Raw genomic sequence first — 17,481 nt, 5'->3', positions numbered from 1 at the left:
GGCGGGCGCTGTGCCCGCGGGGTGACGGGGATTCGGGGAGGCCATCGTGGCAGGGGACAAGGGGCCGGTGCCGGGACCGGGGCCGGGGCTGTTCGAGATGAACGTCGGGGCGAGCGTGGCGGACGCCCTCAGGACACAGGCGCAGGCCCTGGCGGTCGAGTACGAGTCGATGACCGGGTACAAGAAGCTGGTCGACGACCTGCTGAAGGACCTCGACGGCTCGGAGGCGGACGACAAGCGCCTCGCCCACGGCACCCTGCCGACAGGCACCCTCGGCACGGGCTTCGCCGAGGCGGACGCCCTGTTCAAGGCGTATTCGACGGTCCACTCGGAGTTGCAGAAGCTCTCCCAGGGCCTGGCCGCCCAGATCGAGGCCCTCGGCATCGCGATCATGACGGCGGGCAAGGGCTACGCGGGCGTGGACGAGGAGACGCAGGCCCGGATGCGCACGATCATCCGGCAGTCGAAGAAGGACTACGTCCTGGACCGCGACCCGCTGGCGCGCGAGGCGAAGGCGTCGCCGGGCGCCCCCTCGACGCCGTCGCCGAGCACGTCAAAGGGCACGATCTGATGGCGACGGACTTTGAGGGTTACTCGCACGAGCAGTTGCTGGGGATGATCGCTTCGCTGGATGCGGAGACGGTGAAGGCGCGGGCGGCGCAGCTGGACAAGGCGGCGACGGCGATCAAGGAGATCGGTGAGGTGCTGAAGAAGCACCGGGTGAAGGGCTGGGAGGGTGAGGCGGCCCAGAAGTATGAGGAGTGGGTGAGCAAGGCGGGGAGTGCGACGCTTCGGCTGGGTGATTTCAGTGCGGAGGGCAGTAAGTGGATGACGCATGCCGCGCAGACGATGATCGAGGTGAAGGCGAACACCCCGAAGTACGATGCGGCGGCGGCGTCGAGTCTTGAGGCGGCGCACAAGTTTCACAATGACCCGGACTCGCAGGAGATCGGCCGTAAGGCTTTCACGAAGCTGAACGGTGATCACCAGGAGGCGGTGCAGCAGCTGACGAAGCTGGCGCAGTCGTATGAGGCGTCGACGACGCAGATGAACAAGGCGGAGATCCCGACCTTCCCGCCGCCGCCTCCGGTGTTCAATCCCCCCGGCATCGTCGGCGGTCACCATGTTGACCGTGAGACCAGCCACGGTGGCAGCGGTGATCCGGGGGGAAGCGGTGCCTTCTCCTCCCTGCCGTCGGCCTCGAACGGCGGCTCTTCGTCCGGACCTGGCTCAGTTCCGGCCCACCAGCTTCCTGCGGGTGGCACCTTGGCGCCCACGCCGGGGAGTGAGCCGACGCCGGTGCTTCCGGACCGGGCGGTCGACGTAGGCCTGGACCACGTCGCGACGCTTCCGGACAAGACGCTGCCGCCGGTCACCGGTTTGCCCGGTGGTGGTGGCCCCGTTGTTCCGGGGGGTGGGGGTCCCAGCCCGCTTCCGCCCATGCCCCGGCTGACGCTTCCCCCGACCCGTGGAGTTCCCGGTTTGGGGGGCGGTGGTCAGCTGCCTGCTGTGAGGCCTCCGGCGGGTGGTATCGGCGGCAAGGTCGGCCTTCCTCCGCGCGACAGCGGCATCGTGGGCGGTAAGCCCGTTTCCTCTGGTCCCTCTGGCGCCGGGATTCCCCGTGGCACCGTGATCGGTGCGGAGGGCGCGCAGTCGGGTGGTCGGGGGATGGGTGGCCCGATGGGCGGTGGCGTCGGTGGCGGCTCGCAGAGCCCGCGCGGTGGTTCCCCGGTGGGGCGCCGACTGGCGACGGAGCCGGGTGGCGTTGTCGGTGGTAGCCGGGTGGGCGCGGGCGGTCAGCCGTTCACTCAGGGTGGCTCCGGTCTTGTGCGCAACGGATCGGGGTCTGGCATGGGCGCTGGCCGGATGGGCCATGCCGGCGCGGGTGCGTCCGCTCCGTCGTCCGGGCGGCGTGGGAACCAGGGGGGCGCGCGCCCCGATTACCTGGCCGAGGACGAAGAGACCTGGCAGGGTGACCGTCGTGTCGTTCCGCCGGTGATCGACTGAGCGGAACGGACGTTGCACGGGATGCGTATGCGCAAGGCGGCCTCGGCCCTGGTCGGTCTGCTGCTCGCCGGGGTCGCCGCGACCCCGGCGCATGCGCAGACGATCCGCGAGAAGCAGTGGCACCTGAATGCCATGAAGGCCGACGACATCTGGAAGACCAGCACGGGCAAGGGCGTCATCATCGCGGTCATCGACACCGGTGTGGGGCGGGTCTCCGAACTAGAGGGGCAGGTTCTCCCGGGTAAGGACCTCGCGACGTCGCAGGAGGGTGACGAACGCACCGACTATGACAGGCACGGCACAACCATTGCGGCGGTGATGGTCGGAACGGGGAAGCACCCCAGCGGCGATGGGGCGCTCGGCTTGGCGCCCGGCGCGAAGGTTCTCCCGATTCGGGTCCCGATCGAAAGTAACGCCATGTACCCGAGCGTGACGCAAGCGATCCGCTATGCGGCGGACTCCGACGCAAAGATCATCAACATCTCCCTGGGCCTTGACGCGGAGGATCCTGCGCGGCTCGACGCGGTGAAGTACGCCCTTTCGAAAGGGAAGCTGATCTTCGCAGGCGTCGGAAATGACGCGGAGGGGCTCAACGACGTCAAATATCCCGCGGCGACGCCGGGCGTGGTGGGCGTCGGGGCGATCGGCCCTGACGGCGGTGTCACCCAGGAGTCGGAGCGCGGTCCCCAGGTGGACATGTCCGCCCCCGGAATCGATATCTACGCCGCCTGCGAAGGCCAGTCGGAGGTCTGCGTCACCCACGGCACCAGTGACGCTTCCGCCCTCGCATCCGCCTCCGCGGCGCTCCTCTGGTCGGTCCACCCGGACTGGACGAACAACCAGATCCTCCGTGTCCTGCTGAACACCGCGGGAAAGCCGGTCGACGGCGCTGAGCGGAACGACCTCGTCGGCTACGGCGTGGTCCGGCCGCGGGTGGCCGTGCCCACGCCCGGAGACCCGGGGCCCGCGGATGTGTATCCGTTGCCCGATCTGGCGGCCGCCGACTCCGGTGGGAAGCCGGCCGAGGCCGGTTCCCCGAAGCCCGCGCCGAAGCCGCAGTCAGCCGACAGCGAGAAGGGCGGCGGAAGCAGTCTGCCGTGGATCGCGCTCGGGCTGGGCGCCTGCGTCGTGATCGGCGGAGCCGTCACAGCAATCGTCGTGCGCCGGAACCGAGGCTGAGGCTCCTATGTCGAAGGGCAGGCGTTGATGGCGACGGACTTCGAGGGTTATTCGCACGAGCAGTTGCTGGCGATGATCGCCTCTTTGGATGCGGAGACGGTGAAGGCGCGGGCGACGCAGTTGGCGGAGGCGTCGAAGGCGATCAAGTCGATCGGTGAGAGCCTGAAGAAGCACCAGGTGAAGGGCTGGGAGGGTGAGGCGGCGCGGGCCTTCCAGAGCTGGGTGAGCCAGGCGGGGAGCGCGACGCTGCGGCTGGGGGAGTACAGCGCGGAGGGCAGCAAGTGGATGACGCACGCTGCCCAGACGATGATCGAGGTGAAGGCGAACACCCCGAAATACGACGCGTCGGCGGCCGCCAACCTGGAGGCGGCGCACCGCTTCCACAACGACCCGGACGCCCAGCAAATGGGCCGCACGGCCCACTCGAAACTCACCGCCGACCACCAGCAGGCGGTACAACAGCTCACGAAGCTGGCCCAGTCCTACGAAGCCTCAACGACCCAACTGAACAAAGCCGAGGTCCCCACCTTCCCCCCGCCGCCGCCGGACTACGATCCGCCGGCGGCGGTCGGTAGCGACACTGTGATCTCCCGTCCGGGCAACGGACCTGGAGGATCGGGCTTCGGTGGCTCCGCATACGCATCTGCCGCTCTCGCAGAACCTGCGGGTTTGCCCGGCCCGCACACCTCCGCGTCGGGGCCTGAAGGTCCGTCGGGCGGTCATGCCCCAGGCGGTATCGGCCTCGTTCCCACGCCTCTCCTTATTGGGCGAGATGTGAATGTAGATCTCGACAGTGCGGCGACGCTGCCCGTCAGTTCCCTTCCGCTGGTAAATGCGCTCCCTAGCAACGCTGTTACGGGCCGGGGCGGCAACGCCAACCCAGTTGTGCCGGGGCCGCCGCTGGTGCTTCCGCCGACAGCGGGCCCGAACATGCCGCGTGGCGGTTTTCTGACGAATACGAAGCCTCCGGCAGGGATCGGAGCCGGCAAGGTTGTCGGGCTCCCCCCGCATGACACCGGCATTGTGGGTGGGCGCCCCGTGTCTTCCGGCACGCCAAACACGAGTATCCCGCGAGGCACGGTCATCGGGGCGGAAGGTGCGCACCCTGTGGGCCGCGGCCCGGGCGGTTCGGTGAGCGGCGGGCTCGGTGGCCCTCACGGGCCATCGGGTGGTTCTCCGGTCGGCCGCAGGCTGGCCACGGAGCCGGGCGGGGTCGTCGGTGGTAGACAGTCCGCTGTTGGCGGTCGGTCGGCCGTCGGTGGCCAGCCCTTCACCCAGGGTGGTGCGGGACTCGTTCGCAACAGCGGCGCGGCGGGCCATGCCGGTGCGGGAACTCGCTCACCGGGCATGCGGCGCGGAGAACAGGGGGGCGAACGCCCCGGCTACCTGGCCGAGGATGGAGAGACCTGGCAGACCGACCGGCGCGTCGTTCCGCCGGTGATCGACTGAGTGGATCGGATGTTGCACGGGATGCTTATGCGCAAGGCGACCTCAGCCCTGGTGGGTCTGCTGCTTGCTGGGATTTCCGCGACACCCGCGCAAGCGGAGACCGTGCGATCCAGGCAGTGGCATCTGGATGCGATGAATGCCGCCGAGGTCTGGAAGACTGCCACCGGTAAGTCGGTCACGGTGGCAGTAATTGATACCGGCGTGGCCGGAATTCCAGAGCTGGATGGTCAGGTTCTTCCCGGCAAAGACTTTCTGCCGGACGAAAAAGCGGGTGACGAGCGCACCGACTATCAGGGGCATGGCACGACGATGGCTGCGATTATTGCTGGCAACGGGAAGGGGCCGGGTGGCGCTGACAGCGCCTTTGGGTTGGCGCCTGGGGTGAAGATTTTGCCACTCCGTGTCGACCTTCACGGCAACGGCCTGTCTCGCGATACGACCCTGAGAGATGCAATTCGATACGCGGCCGATTCGGACGCAAAGATCCTCAATATTTCCATGATTGGGTGGCCGGATTCGCCTGACCTGTCGGACGCCGTTAAATATGCCATCGGTAAGGGTAAGCTGATTTTTGCAGGTGTGGGAAATGATGGCAATGACGAGGCCTATTTCCCGGCGGCGACACCCGGGGTAGTGGGCGTTGCAGCAGTGGATCAAGCTGGCAGCGCGACCAAGGAGTCCCAGCACAACGCGGCAGTAGATCTCTCCGCACCGGGAGTCGACATCGTGACCGGATGCGCGGGAGGGTTGTGCAATAGCCACGGCACCAGCGACGCCACCGCCCTTGCCTCCGCGTCCGCGGCCCTGCTCTGGTCCGTTCACCCCGACTGGACCAACAACCAGGTCCTCCGGGTCCTCCTGAACACCGCCGGCAAGCCCGTCGATGGCGTCGAGCGGAACGACTTCGTCGGCTACGGCGTTGTCCGGCCGCGGGTGGCTGTGCCCATGCCTGGGGATCCGGGGCCTGCGGATGTGTATCCGCTGCCTGATCTGACGGCTGCTGGCGGGGTCGGCGGGAAAACGGCCGAAACTGGTTCACCCAAGCCCGCACCGCAGGCTCCGTCGGCCGTTGAGAAGGGGGACGGCGGCAGTAGTCTGCCCTGGATCGCGCTCGGGGTCGGGGCCTGCGTCCTGATCGGGGGCGCTGTCACCGCCGTCGCCGTACGCCGCAACCGCTGAGCCCACGACCGCCTGGAGGCCCCGATGTCGTTCGACGAGGAATGGGCCGCCGCGCGCACCACGGCCGCCGCCAACGTATCCATGAGGCTCAACCAGGCCCCCGGAAGCGGCGGTCAGGACCTCGAACTCAACCAGGACCACATCGGCGCGGTCGGCACCGAAGCGCACAAGCTGCACTCCCGTCTCCAGGCCGACGGCAAGCACGCCGCCACCGCGACCGCCGAAGCGGCCGGCGCGCTCGCCAAGGAGGGGTTCGCGAGCGGAGCGGCCCTCACGAAGCTGAACTCCCGCTGGGAGGGTCAGGTGAAGACCCTCGTGGCCGCCTGCGCGCAGATCTCCAACGGGCTGAACTACTCCCTCGCCTCGCACAACAAGGAAGAGCAGCAGCTCTACGCCGAGTTCACGACCTCCAAGCTCGACGAGTACCTGAAGTAGGAGGAGGACGGACCGTGCTGACGTACGAGAACGTGCTGAACACCCCCCTCGACAAGCTCCAGACGGCCGCCACCGACTGGCAGACGATGGCCGGCAAGCTGGAGGAGCTCGCCGAGGCCGCCCGCAACGGCATGAAGGCCAAGGCCGACAAGGCCGAGTGGAGCGGGGTCACCGCCGGTGTGGCCCGGCCGTTCGTGGCGAAGACGGCCAAGGAGTTCGAGGACGCCGCCAAGGAGGCCAAGGGGGTGCACCATGCCCTTACCCAGGCCCACGCCGTTTTCAAGACCTCGCGCGACCAGCTCAGGAAGCTCGCCGAGGAGGAGGCACCGGCTGCCGGATTCCGGGTGGACGCCAAGGGGAAGGTGCATGTCGTGCCCCTGGTGAGCGAGGAGGAGCGCTACGCCGCCAGGCACGACCCCGACTACCAGGAATCCATTCGCGTCAACCTGCCCCAGTGGCAAGCGAAGATCGACGCGGCCATCGACGCCTGCGACGACACCGACCAGTCGCTCGCACGGCTGCTGGCCGCCAACGTGGCCGAGGACCACGACTTCAGCGGACCCAAGTATGCCGGTCTCGCCGCCGAGCAGGCGGGGCACGCCGTAGATCTCGCGAAGAAGGGCCGGGACCTCTCGCACGCCGAGCTGTTGGAACTCAATGAGCTGCTCGCCGACAACGCCAAGGTGGCGGAGTTCTCGACCGGCTTCTACCAGGGGCTCGGCCCCAAGGGTGCGCTGCAGTTCTTCGGGTACATGTCGACCGACACCCAGGAGTGGGGCAAGGTCGACGAGCAGCGGCTCAAGGACGTCCAGGAACTCCAGAGGAACCTGGGCCTCAACCTCGCCACGGCGACCAGGTCGACTTCCGAGCCCCACCTTTCCGACGTCTACGCCCAGGAACTGCGCAAGCTTGGCACCCAGCACATCCCGCTGGTCAAGTACGACCAGAACCCGCCCTACGGATACCAGCTGCTCGGCGGCATCATGCGGTACGGGAACTACGACCCCAAGTTCCTGGTGCCGATCGCCGAGCACGCCACCCAGATCCACGCGAAGGACCCAGACTTCTTCAACGGGACCCGGCGCCTCGACGGCCTCGGCAAGAACCTGCTGAACCCCTCGGGCGTCAACGGCGCAGGCTACGACCCGGTGGTCAGCTTCCTGGAAGCGATGGGCCACAGCCCGGAGGTGGCAGCCCAGTTCTTCGACCCGGACACCCCGCCGCACGCCTACAACCAGGACGGCACAGTGAAGCCGGGCGTCGCGGACCTGGGCAAGGATGCCAAGGGCAAGCCGATCACGAACTACCTCGACTTCTTCACCAACGAGAAGTACGACTACACCATCGACATGGAGGGCACGAACCCCGACGACCTGAAGAAGGTCCAGAAGTACATGCCCGATGCCTTGGGGCACGCCCTGGAGGCGGCCACCCTCGGACACGCGTGGGACGACCCCAAGCCCGAGCTGCACCGGACCGATACGGGCGCTGATGTCATGAAGGCCGTCGCCGACAAATACAGCGCTGATCCAGGCCTGCTCAAGCGGCAGGAGGTCCTCGCAGACAGTCTGGGCAACATGACGGCGGGGTACATCGACGACGTCAACAGAGCCCTAGGCATGGGTTCTGAAAACGGTGTCTTCGCCGTGCGGGACGGCGACGGGCAGGCCCACGTGGTGTTCGAGCGCAGTGGTGCCCGCGATCTGCTCGCGGCCCTCGGGCAGCACCCCGATGCCTACGCCACCGTGTCCACCGCCGAGCGTGTCTACGCTGCAAGCGTCCTGGAGAGCCAGGCCGAACACGACGGCAAAATCGACGAGGGTCGTGCCCGGTCGACGATCCGCACCACTGCAGAGGTCCAGGGCATCCTCGACGAGTCCAGAGCAGGCCAGGTCCAGGGCTTGGGTGAGAAGGCGCACGAGGAGTACGAGAAGGCCCACGAACAGAAGTCGACATGGGTCGAGTTCGGCACGACAGCGGCCATCGCGGCAGGGGTGGCGTTCTTGCCTGCCACGGCGGCCGCGGCCGGCGCGGCGGCGGTCATCGTGCCCCTGGCCATAGACGTGGGCAGCGGAGCCGTCGAGCAGGCCGCGGCCGACGTCATCGGCGAGTGGTCGGACGAGGCCAAGGAGGAGCACAAGGACAAGGAGGACGGAAAGACACACGACAGCAACAAAGCCATGTTCCAGGCCGGAGAGCACAGCGCCGAAGCTCCGATGCGCAAGTTCATGGCTCGTCACAACGTCGATACCGCGAGCGACTTCGGAAACGACTTCATCGAGTCGATGCGTCTCGGGTACGAGACCGGCAACTCCGTCGCCCGCCAGCAGGGTCATGAATCTCAGACCAAGAGCGACAAGTGAGAGCCGGCTGGATAGGGCGAACGCCCCTGGGCTTGGCAGCCTTCGGTCTGATGCTGGTGGGTTGCTCCGGCGGGGGGGCGGAGGAGGTGCCTCGGACCGCCCCGCAGACGTTCCCCGTGCAGAAGGTGTGCGGTGGCATCTTTCCGGACGAAGGAGCGAAGGCGGTCGAGCGCATCCTCGAATCGAAGGAGTTCCAGGTCCGGGAGGCTCGGAGGAACCCGGACGTGGCGGCCGTCGCACGGACGATGGAGGACGCTTACCGGTCCGGCAAAAGGATCCGGGAGCAGCCCCAATCGGTCTGTGAGGTCGTCGGTACGGTGGACAGGGACGGGCACGTACCCCGGGCGCAGGTGATGTTCACCGCCTTCAGCAAGTACGCCGCCGACCCGGCGGATCTCCCCGGGCTGCCGGCCGGCGCACCGCGGGTCGCTGGGGTGGGCAAGGGCGTCGACCTGTCGTTTGACTGCGTCAGCCCACGTGTGGGCGCCACCCGGGACGTCCCGCTCCAGGTCACGGCGCAGTTTTCGGATTTCCGGAGCAACAGCAAGGGCCCGGCCGTCCTCGGCCAGGACTACCTGGCAGCCGTCCACGCTGCGGCGCTGACGGTTGCCAAGGAGCTCGGCTGCCTCAATGACGCCGGGATCCCGGCGCAGGCCGGGCAACTCGCGGCGCCGGAGGCGAAGGACGCGAGCAGTTCCCCCGGCGGCGGTCCGAGCCCGAGCTCTTAGCCCCGCCCGGCATGCGGAACGCCGTCCAGCGCGGTGCTTGCTGGACGGCGTTTCGGCGTGGAAGCCGTGACCGGAATCGAACCGGCGTAACTCGCTTTGCAGGCGAGTCCCTCAACCACTCGGGCACACGGCTGGGTTGGGGTGCAGAGATGACGCTACGGGGGGTGGGCCGGGGCGGGAAGGGGGATGGGCGGGGTGCAATGTGACTGCCATGTGGCGTTCACAGTCCTAGGTCCCGGGGACGAGGGGGAGTCCGGCCAAATGACAGGGGCGTAACCGGCCCGTGCCGCTTACTCTGGGGCGATGAGTGCCCTTGAACCCCGGATATCCGTGCCCGCCGCCGCCCCGCCTCCTCCGCCGGGCGGCGTGTTCGGGGCGGCGTACCGGACGCTCAGCGTCGGGATCATCTCCGTGGTGTTCCTGATCGCGTTCGAGGCCACCGCCGTCGGGACGGCCATGCCCGTCGCCGCGCGGGAGCTGGACGGGGTCGGGCTGTACGCCTTCGCGTTCTCCGCGTACTTCACGACCAGCCTCTTCGGGATGGTGCTGTCCGGCCAGTGGGCCGACCGGCAGGGCCCGCTGCGCCCGCTGACCGTCGGCATCGGGGCCTTCGCCGCCGGGCTGGTGTGCTCCGGGACCGCCGGGGTCATGGGGGTGTTCGTGCTCGGCCGGGCCGTGCAGGGCTTCGGCGGCGGGCTGGTGATCGTCGCCCTGTACGTGGTGGTCAGCCGGGCGTACGAGGAGCGGCTGCGGCCCGCCATCATGGCCGCCTTCGCCGCGAGCTGGGTGGTGCCGTCCATCGTCGGGCCGCTCGCCGCCGGGTCGGTGACCGAGCACCTCGGCTGGCGCTGGGTGTTCCTCGGCATCCCCGCCCTGGTCGTCGTCCCGCTGGTGGTGGCGCTGCCCGCCATCCGGCGCTCCGCCTCCGGGCCGGTGGACCCCGGGGCGCCCGCCGCCTTCGACCGGCGCCGGATCCGCTTCGCGTTCGGCATCTCGCTGGGCGCCGGGCTGCTCCAGTACGCCGCCCAGGACCTGCGGTGGCTGTCGCTGCTGCCGGGCATCGCCGGGGTGGCCCTGCTGGTGCCGGCGGTGCGCGGGCTGATGCCGCGCGGGACGTACCTGGCCCGGCGCGGACTGCCCTCCGTGGTGCTGTTGCGCGGGGTCGCGGGGGGCGCCTTCATCGGGGCCGAGAGCTTCGTGCCGCTGATGCTGGTCACCCAGCGGGGCCTGAGCCCGACGCTGGCCGGCTTCTCGCTCGCGCTGGGCGGGGTCACGTGGGCGGCCGGCTCCTGGGTGCAGTCCAAGGGGCGGATGGCGCCCTACCGGGAGCGGCTCATGGTCATCGGGATGGTGATGGTGGCGTTCGCCATCGCGGCCGCCCCGGCGGTGCTCATCGAGTCGGTGCCCGTCTGGTCGGTGGCGCTGGCCTGGGGGGTGGGCTGCCTCGGCATGGGGCTGGTGATCGGCCCGACCAGCGTGCTGCTGCTGGAGCTGTCGGCGCCCGAGGAGGCCGGGGCGAACTCCGCCGCGCTCCAGATCTCCGACGCCCTCGCGAACGTGGTGCTCCTCGCCGCCGTCGGCGCCGCCTTCGCCGCGCTCGGCGGCGGTGCGGTCGGCGGCGGTGCGGTCGGTGCGGCCGGGGCTGCCGGCGCCGGGCACGCGCTGGCGGAGGGGGCCGGGTCCGCGCACCCCGGAGCCTTCCTGGCGGTGTTCCTGCCGATGTCCGTCGTCGCGCTGGCGGGGGCGTGGGTCGCCACCCGGCTCGATCCTGCGGCTCCCGCAGGATCCTCGGCGCCGAAATCCTGAGGAGCGGTGGGGCGGGAGCGGCTAGGTTCGGCCGATGGACCCGCTGAACCCTTCCCTCCCCCTCTCCGGCGCCGGGCTCTCCGCTGCCGAGCTCGCCGAGCTCCGCGACCTCGCCGACGCCACCGGTCGGACCCCCGAGGAGCTCGTGCTCGACGCCGTACGGGAACACCTGCGCGCGGAGCGCGAGCGCGTCGGGGAGGCCGCCGCGCGGCTCGCCCGGGCGCACGCCCCGCTGCTGGAGAGGCTCGGCCAGTGAGCGCGCCCCACGCCGCCCGGCCCGTGCGCCACCTCACCCTCGCCGAGGTCCTCGACCTGGCCCGGTACGCCTGCCTGGCCCGGCACCAGCCCGTGGAGCTGCGCGCCCCCGGGCTGCTGGAGTCGGCCGTGCACCGGCCGCGGGCCCGCATGCTCGGGACGCCCGCGTACGAGGACCCGTACGAGCAGGCGGCCGCGCTGCTCCACGGCATCGCGGCCAACCACCCCCTGGTCGACGGGAACAAGCGGACGGCCTGGCTGGCCGCCGCCACCTTCCTCGCCGTGAACGGGGTCGACCTGGCGGCGGTGGACCAGGACGGCGCGTACGCGCTGGTCATCGATGTCGCGGCCGGGCACGAGGCGGACACCGCCGTGATCGCGGAGCGGCTGCGCGCGCTGGCGGCCGCGATGTGACGCTCGCCGCACCCGCCGAGGTCACGGGCCTGTCCCTCCGGAAGGGGCGGGCCCGGGCCGGTAAGGTGGCCCGGTTGTCCTACGTACGACCGCGACCGTGACTGAGACGAACCGGAGACCGTGACTACTACCGCCTCCCACCACCTCTCACCCGCCTTCCCCGGCCGTGCGCCGTGGGGCACCGCGAGCAAGCTGCGCGCCTGGCAGGAGGGTGCCCTGACCCGGTACATCGAGACGCAGCCGCGGGACTTCCTCGCGGTGGCGACCCCCGGCGCCGGCAAGACCACCTTCGCGCTCACCCTCGCCTCCTGGCTGCTGCACCACCACGTGGTCCAGCAGGTGACCGTCGTCGCGCCGACCGAGCACCTGAAGAAGCAGTGGGCGGAGGCCGCGGCCCGGATAGGCATCCGGCTCGATCCCGAGTACTCGGCCGGGCCGCTGAGCAAGGACTACCACGGGGTCGCCGTCACGTACGCGGGTGTGGGCGTGCGCCCGATGCTCCACCGCAACCGCTGCGAGCAGCGCAAGACGCTGGTGATCCTCGACGAGATCCACCACGCGGGCGACTCGAAGTCCTGGGGCGAGGCCTGCCTGGAGGCCTTCGACCCCGCGACGCGCCGGCTGGCGCTGACCGGAACGCCCTTCCGGTCCGACACCAACCCGATCCCCTTCGTCACGTACGAGGAGGGCAACGACGGGATTCGCCGCTCCTCCGCGGACTACACGTACGGCTACGGCAACGCCCTCGGCGACGGGGTCGTGCGGCCCGTCATCTTCCTCTCCTACAGCGGCAACATGCGCTGGCGCACCAAGGCGGGCGACGAGATCGCGGCCCGCCTCGGCGAGCCGATGACCAAGGACGCCATCTCGCAGGCCTGGCGCACCGCGCTGGACCCGCGCGGCGACTGGATGCCGAACGTGCTGCGCGCCGCCGACCAGCGGCTCACCGAGGTCAGGAAGGGCATCCCGGACGCGGGCGGACTCGTCATCGCCGCCGACCAGGACTCGGCGCGCGCGTACGCCAAGCTGCTCCGCGAGATCACCGGGACCAAGGCGACCGTCGTCCTGTCGGACGACACGGGGGCTTCGAAGAACATCGACGCCTTCAGCGCGAACAACGACCGCTGGATGGTCGCCGTCCGCATGGTGTCCGAGGGCGTCGACGTACCGCGCCTGGCGGTCGGCGTGTACGCGACGACGATCTCGACCCCGCTGTTCTTCGCGCAGGCCGTCGGCCGCTTCGTGCGATCGCGCAGGCGCGGCGAGACGGCGTCGGTGTTCCTTCCGACGATCCCCTACCTCCTCGGCTTCGCGAACGAGATGGAGGTCGAGCGCGACCACGTCCTCGACAAGCCGAAGAAGAAGGGCGAGGAGGATCCGTACGCCGAGTCCGAGAAGGAGATGGACGAGGCGAACCGGCAGGAGGACGAGGACACCGGCGAGGAGGAGCAGATGTCCTTCGAGGCGCTGGAGTCCGACGCCGTCTTCGACCGGGTCCTCTACGACGGCGCCGAGTTCGGCATGCAGGCGCACCCGGGCAGCGAGGAGGAGCAGGACTACCTCGGCATCCCGGGGCTGCTGGAGCCGGACCAGGTGCAGATGCTGCTGCAGAAGCGGCAGTCGCGGCAGATCGCGCACAGCCGGCGCAAGCCGGACTCCGAGGCGGACCTGCTGGAGCTGCCCGCCGAGCGGCGTCCGGTGGTGTCGCACAAGGAGCTGCTGGAGCTGCGCAAGTCGCTGAACACGATGGTCGGCGCGTACGTCCACCAGAGCGGCAAGCCGCACGGGGTGATCCACACCGAGCTGCGCCGGGTGTGCGGCGGGCCGCCGAGCGCGGAGGCGACGGCGGGGCAGCTGCGGGAGCGGATCAAGAAGGTGCAGGAGTGGGCGACGCGCATGCGGTAGCGCGTCGGCGGGGGTGTGCCCCCGGGAAGCGGAACGGGGTCCGTGCGCGGCTGCGCACGGACCCCGTCCTCGTGTGACTGCCTGGGCCTAGGTTCAGGCGCCGACGCGCCGACGGCGGCCGGTGCCCGCGACCAGGGCGGCACCCATGGCGAGGGCGACACCGCCGGCGCCGAGGGCCCAGCTGGTGGCGGCGTCGGAGCCGGTCTCGGCGAGCTGGCCACCGGCGTTGGTGGTGGAGCCGGCGGCGCCGGTGCCGGTGTGGTGGTCGACGATCGGCGTACGTGGACATGGCGCCGAACGCCCTGCCCACCCCCAAACATCTTTTTGAACACGATCAGCGTAAGGGGCCTGTAAAGCGGTTTTCGTCTGAGGAACATTACGAATTGGCACGCCCGTGCGCAGAAAGCGGCGCAAACCGGCAGCAGGCGACCGGATTCTGGACGAGGCCTTCCGCTGAGCGGACCCGCTCGCTACTGTCCCCGCATCGAACGCCCCGTGGCAGCGCCGCCGCGGGAGCGCAGCCGGTGCCCTGGCCGCTACCGGCGGCCTCTCCGTGCGTCGCCGTGGGACCGGCAGCGCTACACCCCGCGAGAGTCACCGCCGCCCACCGAAAGAGAGGGAGAGGCGTCGTGACCGCGGAGACCTCCCAGACTCTCGACCGAGGACTCAGAGTCCTCAAGCTGCTCGCCGACACCGACCACGGTCTGACTGTCACCGAGCTGTCCAACCGGCTCGGTGTGAACCGCACCGTCGTCTACCGACTGCTCGCGACCCTCGAACAGCACGCCCTGGTCCGCAGGGACCTCGGCGGCCGGGCCCGCGTCGGGCTCGGTGTGCTGCGGCTGGGACGTCAGGTCCACCCGCTGGTGCGGGAGGCGGCCCTGCCCGCGCTGCGCTCGCTCGCCGAGGACATAGGCGCGACCGCGCACCTGACCCTCGTCGACGGCACCGAGGCGCTCGCCGTCGCCGTCGTCGAGCCGACCTGGACCGACTACCACGTCGCCTACCGGGCCGGGTTCCGCCACCCGCTGGACCGGGGCGCGGCCGGGCGGGCCATCCTGGCCGCCCGTCAGGGCACGCTCATCGAGCCGGGCTACACGCTGACCCACGGAGAACTCGAAGCGGGCGCCAGCGGCGCGGCCGCGCCGCTGGTCGGCGTGACCGGGCTGGAGGGCAGCGTCGGCGTCGTGATGCTGGCCGAGGCCGTGCCCGAGCGGGTCGGCCCGCGCGTGGTCGACGCTGCCCGCGAGGTCGCCGACGCCCTGCGCTAGAGCGCCCGGCGCCACTGCTGCCCGGGCTCACCGCCGCCCGGCGCCACCGACGACCGTCGTCGTCGGCGCGGCCGTGGCGGGGCCCGGCTCGGACGGCGTGGGCACGCGGCCCGATAGATTGGCGGGGTGCTCTCTCGCCTCACACGTCTGCCGCGTCCCGCCGCCCTGGCCGTCTGCGCCCTGCCCGTGGCCGCGCTGTTCGCCGTGGCCGCCCTCGCGCCGCTGCCCTTCGTGATCGCCCAGCCGGGCCTCACGGCCGACGTGCTCGGCGCCCGTGACGGCAAGCCCGTCATCATCGTGGCCGGCGCCCCCGCCCGGGACACCAAGGGCCAGCTGCGGATGACCACCATCCAGGCCACCGGCCCCTCCTCCACGGTGACCCTGCCCGAGCTGCTCGGCGACTGGTTCGACACCAGCCGCGCGGTCATGCCGAAGGGGGCCGTCTATCCGTCGGGCGGAAGCGACAAGGAGATCGAGCGGCACAACCTGGAGGAGATGACACAGTCCCAGTCGTCCGCCGCCGAGGCCGCGCTCGGCTTCCTCCACAAGGACCCCAAGTCGGTCAAGGTCGACCTGAACCTCGCCGACGTCGGCGGCCCCAGCGCCGGACTGCTCTTCTCCCTCGGCATCGTCGACAAGCTCGACGGCGACGGCAGCGGCGGCGACCTCACGGGCGGGCGCACCATCGCGGGTACGGGAACCATCGCGGCCGACGGTACGGTCGGCGCCGTCGGGGGAGTGGGCCTGAAGACCCAGGCCGCACGCCGCGACGGGGCGACGGTCTTCCTCGTCCCGAAGGCGGAGTGCTCCGACGCCAAGGCCGAGCTGCCCGAGGGGCTGCGGCTGATTCCCGTCAGCTCGCTGAGCGGGGCCGTGGACTCGCTGCGGGCGCTGAACCGGAACGGGGCGGTTCCGTCCTGCTGAGCGGCTGGGGCGGTGGGGGGCGGTCGAGGCCGCGCCAGGCGGGGAAGAGGAGCGGGGTCAGGGTGGCCGCGAGGTAGACGGCGCCGAAGGCGAGGAGGGCGTGCGCGATGCCGAGGGCGTCGACCAGCAGGCCGGCGGCGAGGCCGCCGAGCGGCATGGCCAGTTCGCAGCCCGCCGTGGTCACGCCCGAGACCCGGCTGCGTAGTTCCTCCGGCACCAGCTCGTAGATCACCGTACTCAGGATCGGGTTCAGGACCCCGGCTCCCAGGCCCGACAGGGCCATGACGACGGCCAGGGGGAGCGGGGTGTCGGTGAGGGCGGCCGTCACGTAGCGGGGCGCCCCGCACAGGAGGAAGGCCGCGGCGAACACCGCCCGGCGGGGGAGGCGCTCGCCCCACGCCCCGTAGAGCAGGGCGCCCAGCAGGGCGGAGCCGCCGAACAGGGAGATCATCAGGCCGACGCCGGCGGCGCTGCCGAGGTCCTCGCGGCCGTGCACGGGCAGCAGGACGGCGCCCCAGCCCTGGTCGAGGCCGTTGGTCACCATCACCATCAGGGTGACCCCGGTCAGCAGCCGGGAGCGGGTCAGGAAAGCCCAGCCCTCGCCGAGTTCGGCGCGGTAGGAGGCGAACGAGGCCTTCTGCAGGGCCGGTTGGGGTTCGGCCGCCGGGACGCCGCGCAGGAAGGCGCCGACCAGCAGGGCGGAGGTGGCGAAGGTGGCCGCGTCCAGGAGCAGTACGGTCTCGGCGCCGAGGAACGCGATCAGCAGCCCGGCGGTGGCGGCGCCGATCATCCGGGCCCCGCGCGAGACGGCGTCGTAGAGGCTGGCCGCGCGGGGGAGGGTGGTGCCGGCGTGCTCGGCGAGGTGGGGGAGCAGGACGGCGCGGGAGGTCAGGCCCGGGGTGTGCACGAGACCGCCGACGGCCATCAGCGCGCACAGCATCCAGAAATCCAGCAGGCCCGCGTGCTGCAGCAGCGGGATCGCGCCGACCGCAAGGCCGCAGATGAGGTCGGAGGCGACGGAGACCCGGCGGCGGCCGATCCGGTCGATGACCGGGCCGCCGGCGAGCGCGGCGACGATCACCGGCAGGGTGGCGCAGAAGGCGACGACGCCGGCCCGCCCGGCGCTGCCCGTGGTCTGGAGCACGAACCACGGGACGCCGATCAGGGTGAGGGAAGTCCCTGCTATGGAGATCGTGTTGGCGGCCAGCACCGCCGCGAAGGGGCGCCTGCTCATGCCGCGCGCTGCTGGACGCGGGCGTGGAGGTGGGCCGGCTCCAGCAGCCGCACCCCGGCGCTGATCAGGGCCGCGCCGAGGCGGTAGCGCAGGGCGGGGGCGGCCGGGGCGGTGGCGGCGGCGGCCTCGTGGGCCAGGCGCCAGGAGGCGGCCTCGGCGGCGAGTTCGGCGGTGCGGGCGGCGTGGATCAGGGTGTGCGGGAAGGCGTGCATGGCAGGACCGGCTCCTTCGATGCGGGTGCGGATGCGGGTAGGGCGGGTGCGGGTGCGGGTGCGGGTGCGGGCACGGGCGATGGCGCGGGTACGGGTGCGCCGGGGTGGCCGCCGGGCCGG

General features: G+C 70.8%; 16 protein-coding genes and 1 tRNA gene. 14 read left to right on the top strand and 3 right to left on the bottom strand.

Annotation, left to right across the window (positions count from 1 at the left end):
* Window positions 1–46: 46 nt before the first annotated feature.
* Genes ACFYYT_RS10365 through ACFYYT_RS10330 form a run of 8 tightly spaced genes read left to right on the top strand, consistent with a single transcriptional unit; the run spans window position 47 to window position 9,340 of the window.
* Entirely contained in the window at window positions 47–571 is a 525-nt protein-coding gene (locus tag ACFYYT_RS10365; protein ID WP_351827002.1) for a DUF2563 family protein, read from the top strand.
* Window positions 571–2,007, top strand: a complete 1,437-nt coding sequence (locus tag ACFYYT_RS10360; protein ID WP_351827001.1) for a hypothetical protein — start codon at window positions 571–573, stop codon at window positions 2,005–2,007. The genes ACFYYT_RS10365 and ACFYYT_RS10360 overlap by 1 nt, the downstream gene beginning before the upstream one ends.
* Window positions 2,008–2,028: 21 nt before the next feature.
* Window positions 2,029–3,186 (top strand): S8 family serine peptidase, encoded by a 1,158-nt coding sequence (locus ACFYYT_RS10355; RefSeq protein WP_351826999.1) that lies wholly within the window; start codon window positions 2,029–2,031, stop codon window positions 3,184–3,186.
* Window positions 3,187–3,213: 27 nt separating this feature from the next.
* Complete coding sequence (locus ACFYYT_RS10350) at window positions 3,214–4,635, top strand: hypothetical protein (protein ID WP_351826997.1); 1,422 nt, start codon at window positions 3,214–3,216, stop codon at window positions 4,633–4,635.
* Window positions 4,636–4,656: 21 nt separating this feature from the next.
* Window positions 4,657–5,814, top strand: a complete 1,158-nt coding sequence (locus tag ACFYYT_RS10345) for a S8 family serine peptidase (protein WP_351826996.1) — start codon at window positions 4,657–4,659, stop codon at window positions 5,812–5,814.
* Window positions 5,815–5,838: 24 nt separating this feature from the next.
* Window positions 5,839–6,249: a hypothetical protein gene (locus ACFYYT_RS10340; RefSeq protein ID WP_351826994.1), complete on the top strand. Its 411-nt coding sequence runs from the start codon at window positions 5,839–5,841 to the stop codon at window positions 6,247–6,249.
* 14 nt (window positions 6,250–6,263) lie between these two features.
* Window positions 6,264–8,612, top strand: a complete 2,349-nt coding sequence (locus ACFYYT_RS10335) for a hypothetical protein (protein WP_351826992.1) — start codon at window positions 6,264–6,266, stop codon at window positions 8,610–8,612.
* A gap of 32 nt (window positions 8,613–8,644) precedes the next feature.
* Window positions 8,645–9,340 (top strand): hypothetical protein, encoded by a 696-nt coding sequence (locus tag ACFYYT_RS10330; protein ID WP_351826990.1) that lies wholly within the window; start codon window positions 8,645–8,647, stop codon window positions 9,338–9,340.
* A gap of 58 nt (window positions 9,341–9,398) precedes the next feature.
* Here ACFYYT_RS10330 and ACFYYT_RS10325 read toward each other — a convergent pair.
* A tRNA-Cys gene (locus tag ACFYYT_RS10325) sits at window positions 9,399–9,473 on the bottom strand.
* A gap of 170 nt (window positions 9,474–9,643) precedes the next feature.
* Here ACFYYT_RS10325 and ACFYYT_RS10320 point away from each other — a divergent pair.
* The 6 genes from ACFYYT_RS10320 to ACFYYT_RS10295 all read left to right on the top strand — a co-directional run bounded on the left by ACFYYT_RS10320 (window position 9,644) and on the right by ACFYYT_RS10295 (window position 15,915).
* Window positions 9,644–11,146: an MFS transporter gene (locus ACFYYT_RS10320; RefSeq protein ID WP_351826988.1), complete on the top strand. Its 1,503-nt coding sequence runs from the start codon at window positions 9,644–9,646 to the stop codon at window positions 11,144–11,146.
* 34 nt (window positions 11,147–11,180) lie between these two features.
* Window positions 11,181–11,402, top strand: coding sequence for a hypothetical protein (locus ACFYYT_RS10315; protein ID WP_351826986.1), 222 nt, complete (start codon window positions 11,181–11,183; stop codon window positions 11,400–11,402).
* Window positions 11,399–11,815, top strand: coding sequence for a type II toxin-antitoxin system death-on-curing family toxin (locus ACFYYT_RS10310; protein WP_351826984.1), 417 nt, complete (start codon window positions 11,399–11,401; stop codon window positions 11,813–11,815). Before ACFYYT_RS10315 ends, ACFYYT_RS10310 begins: the two co-directional genes overlap by 4 nt.
* A gap of 120 nt (window positions 11,816–11,935) precedes the next feature.
* A complete protein-coding gene (locus tag ACFYYT_RS10305; RefSeq protein WP_351826982.1) occupies window positions 11,936–13,720 on the top strand; it encodes a DEAD/DEAH box helicase in 1,785 nt (594 codons plus the stop codon).
* 629 nt (window positions 13,721–14,349) lie between these two features.
* A complete protein-coding gene (locus ACFYYT_RS10300; protein WP_351826981.1) occupies window positions 14,350–14,991 on the top strand; it encodes a helix-turn-helix domain-containing protein in 642 nt (213 codons plus the stop codon).
* Window positions 14,992–15,108: 117 nt separating this feature from the next.
* Complete coding sequence (locus tag ACFYYT_RS10295) at window positions 15,109–15,915, top strand: S16 family serine protease (protein ID WP_351827012.1); 807 nt, start codon at window positions 15,109–15,111, stop codon at window positions 15,913–15,915.
* Here ACFYYT_RS10295 and ACFYYT_RS10290 read toward each other — a convergent pair.
* Window positions 15,845–17,149, bottom strand: a complete 1,305-nt coding sequence (locus ACFYYT_RS10290; protein WP_351826980.1) for an MFS transporter — start codon at window positions 17,147–17,149, stop codon at window positions 15,845–15,847. The two genes, ACFYYT_RS10295 and ACFYYT_RS10290, sit on opposite strands and share 71 nt — an antisense overlap.
* Window positions 17,146–17,361 (bottom strand): hypothetical protein, encoded by a 216-nt coding sequence (locus tag ACFYYT_RS10285; protein WP_351826978.1) that lies wholly within the window; start codon window positions 17,359–17,361, stop codon window positions 17,146–17,148. The genes ACFYYT_RS10290 and ACFYYT_RS10285 overlap by 4 nt, the downstream gene beginning before the upstream one ends.
* Between the last annotated feature and the right edge of the window lie 120 nt (window positions 17,362–17,481).

The sequence above is a fragment of the Streptomyces sp. NPDC002032 genome (genome assembly GCF_042890765.1).
Classification (GTDB): Bacteria; Actinomycetota; Actinomycetes; order Streptomycetales; family Streptomycetaceae; genus Streptomyces.
The sequence above is the reverse complement of the archived record's forward strand: the minus strand, read 5'-3'. Positions and strand labels throughout refer to the sequence as shown.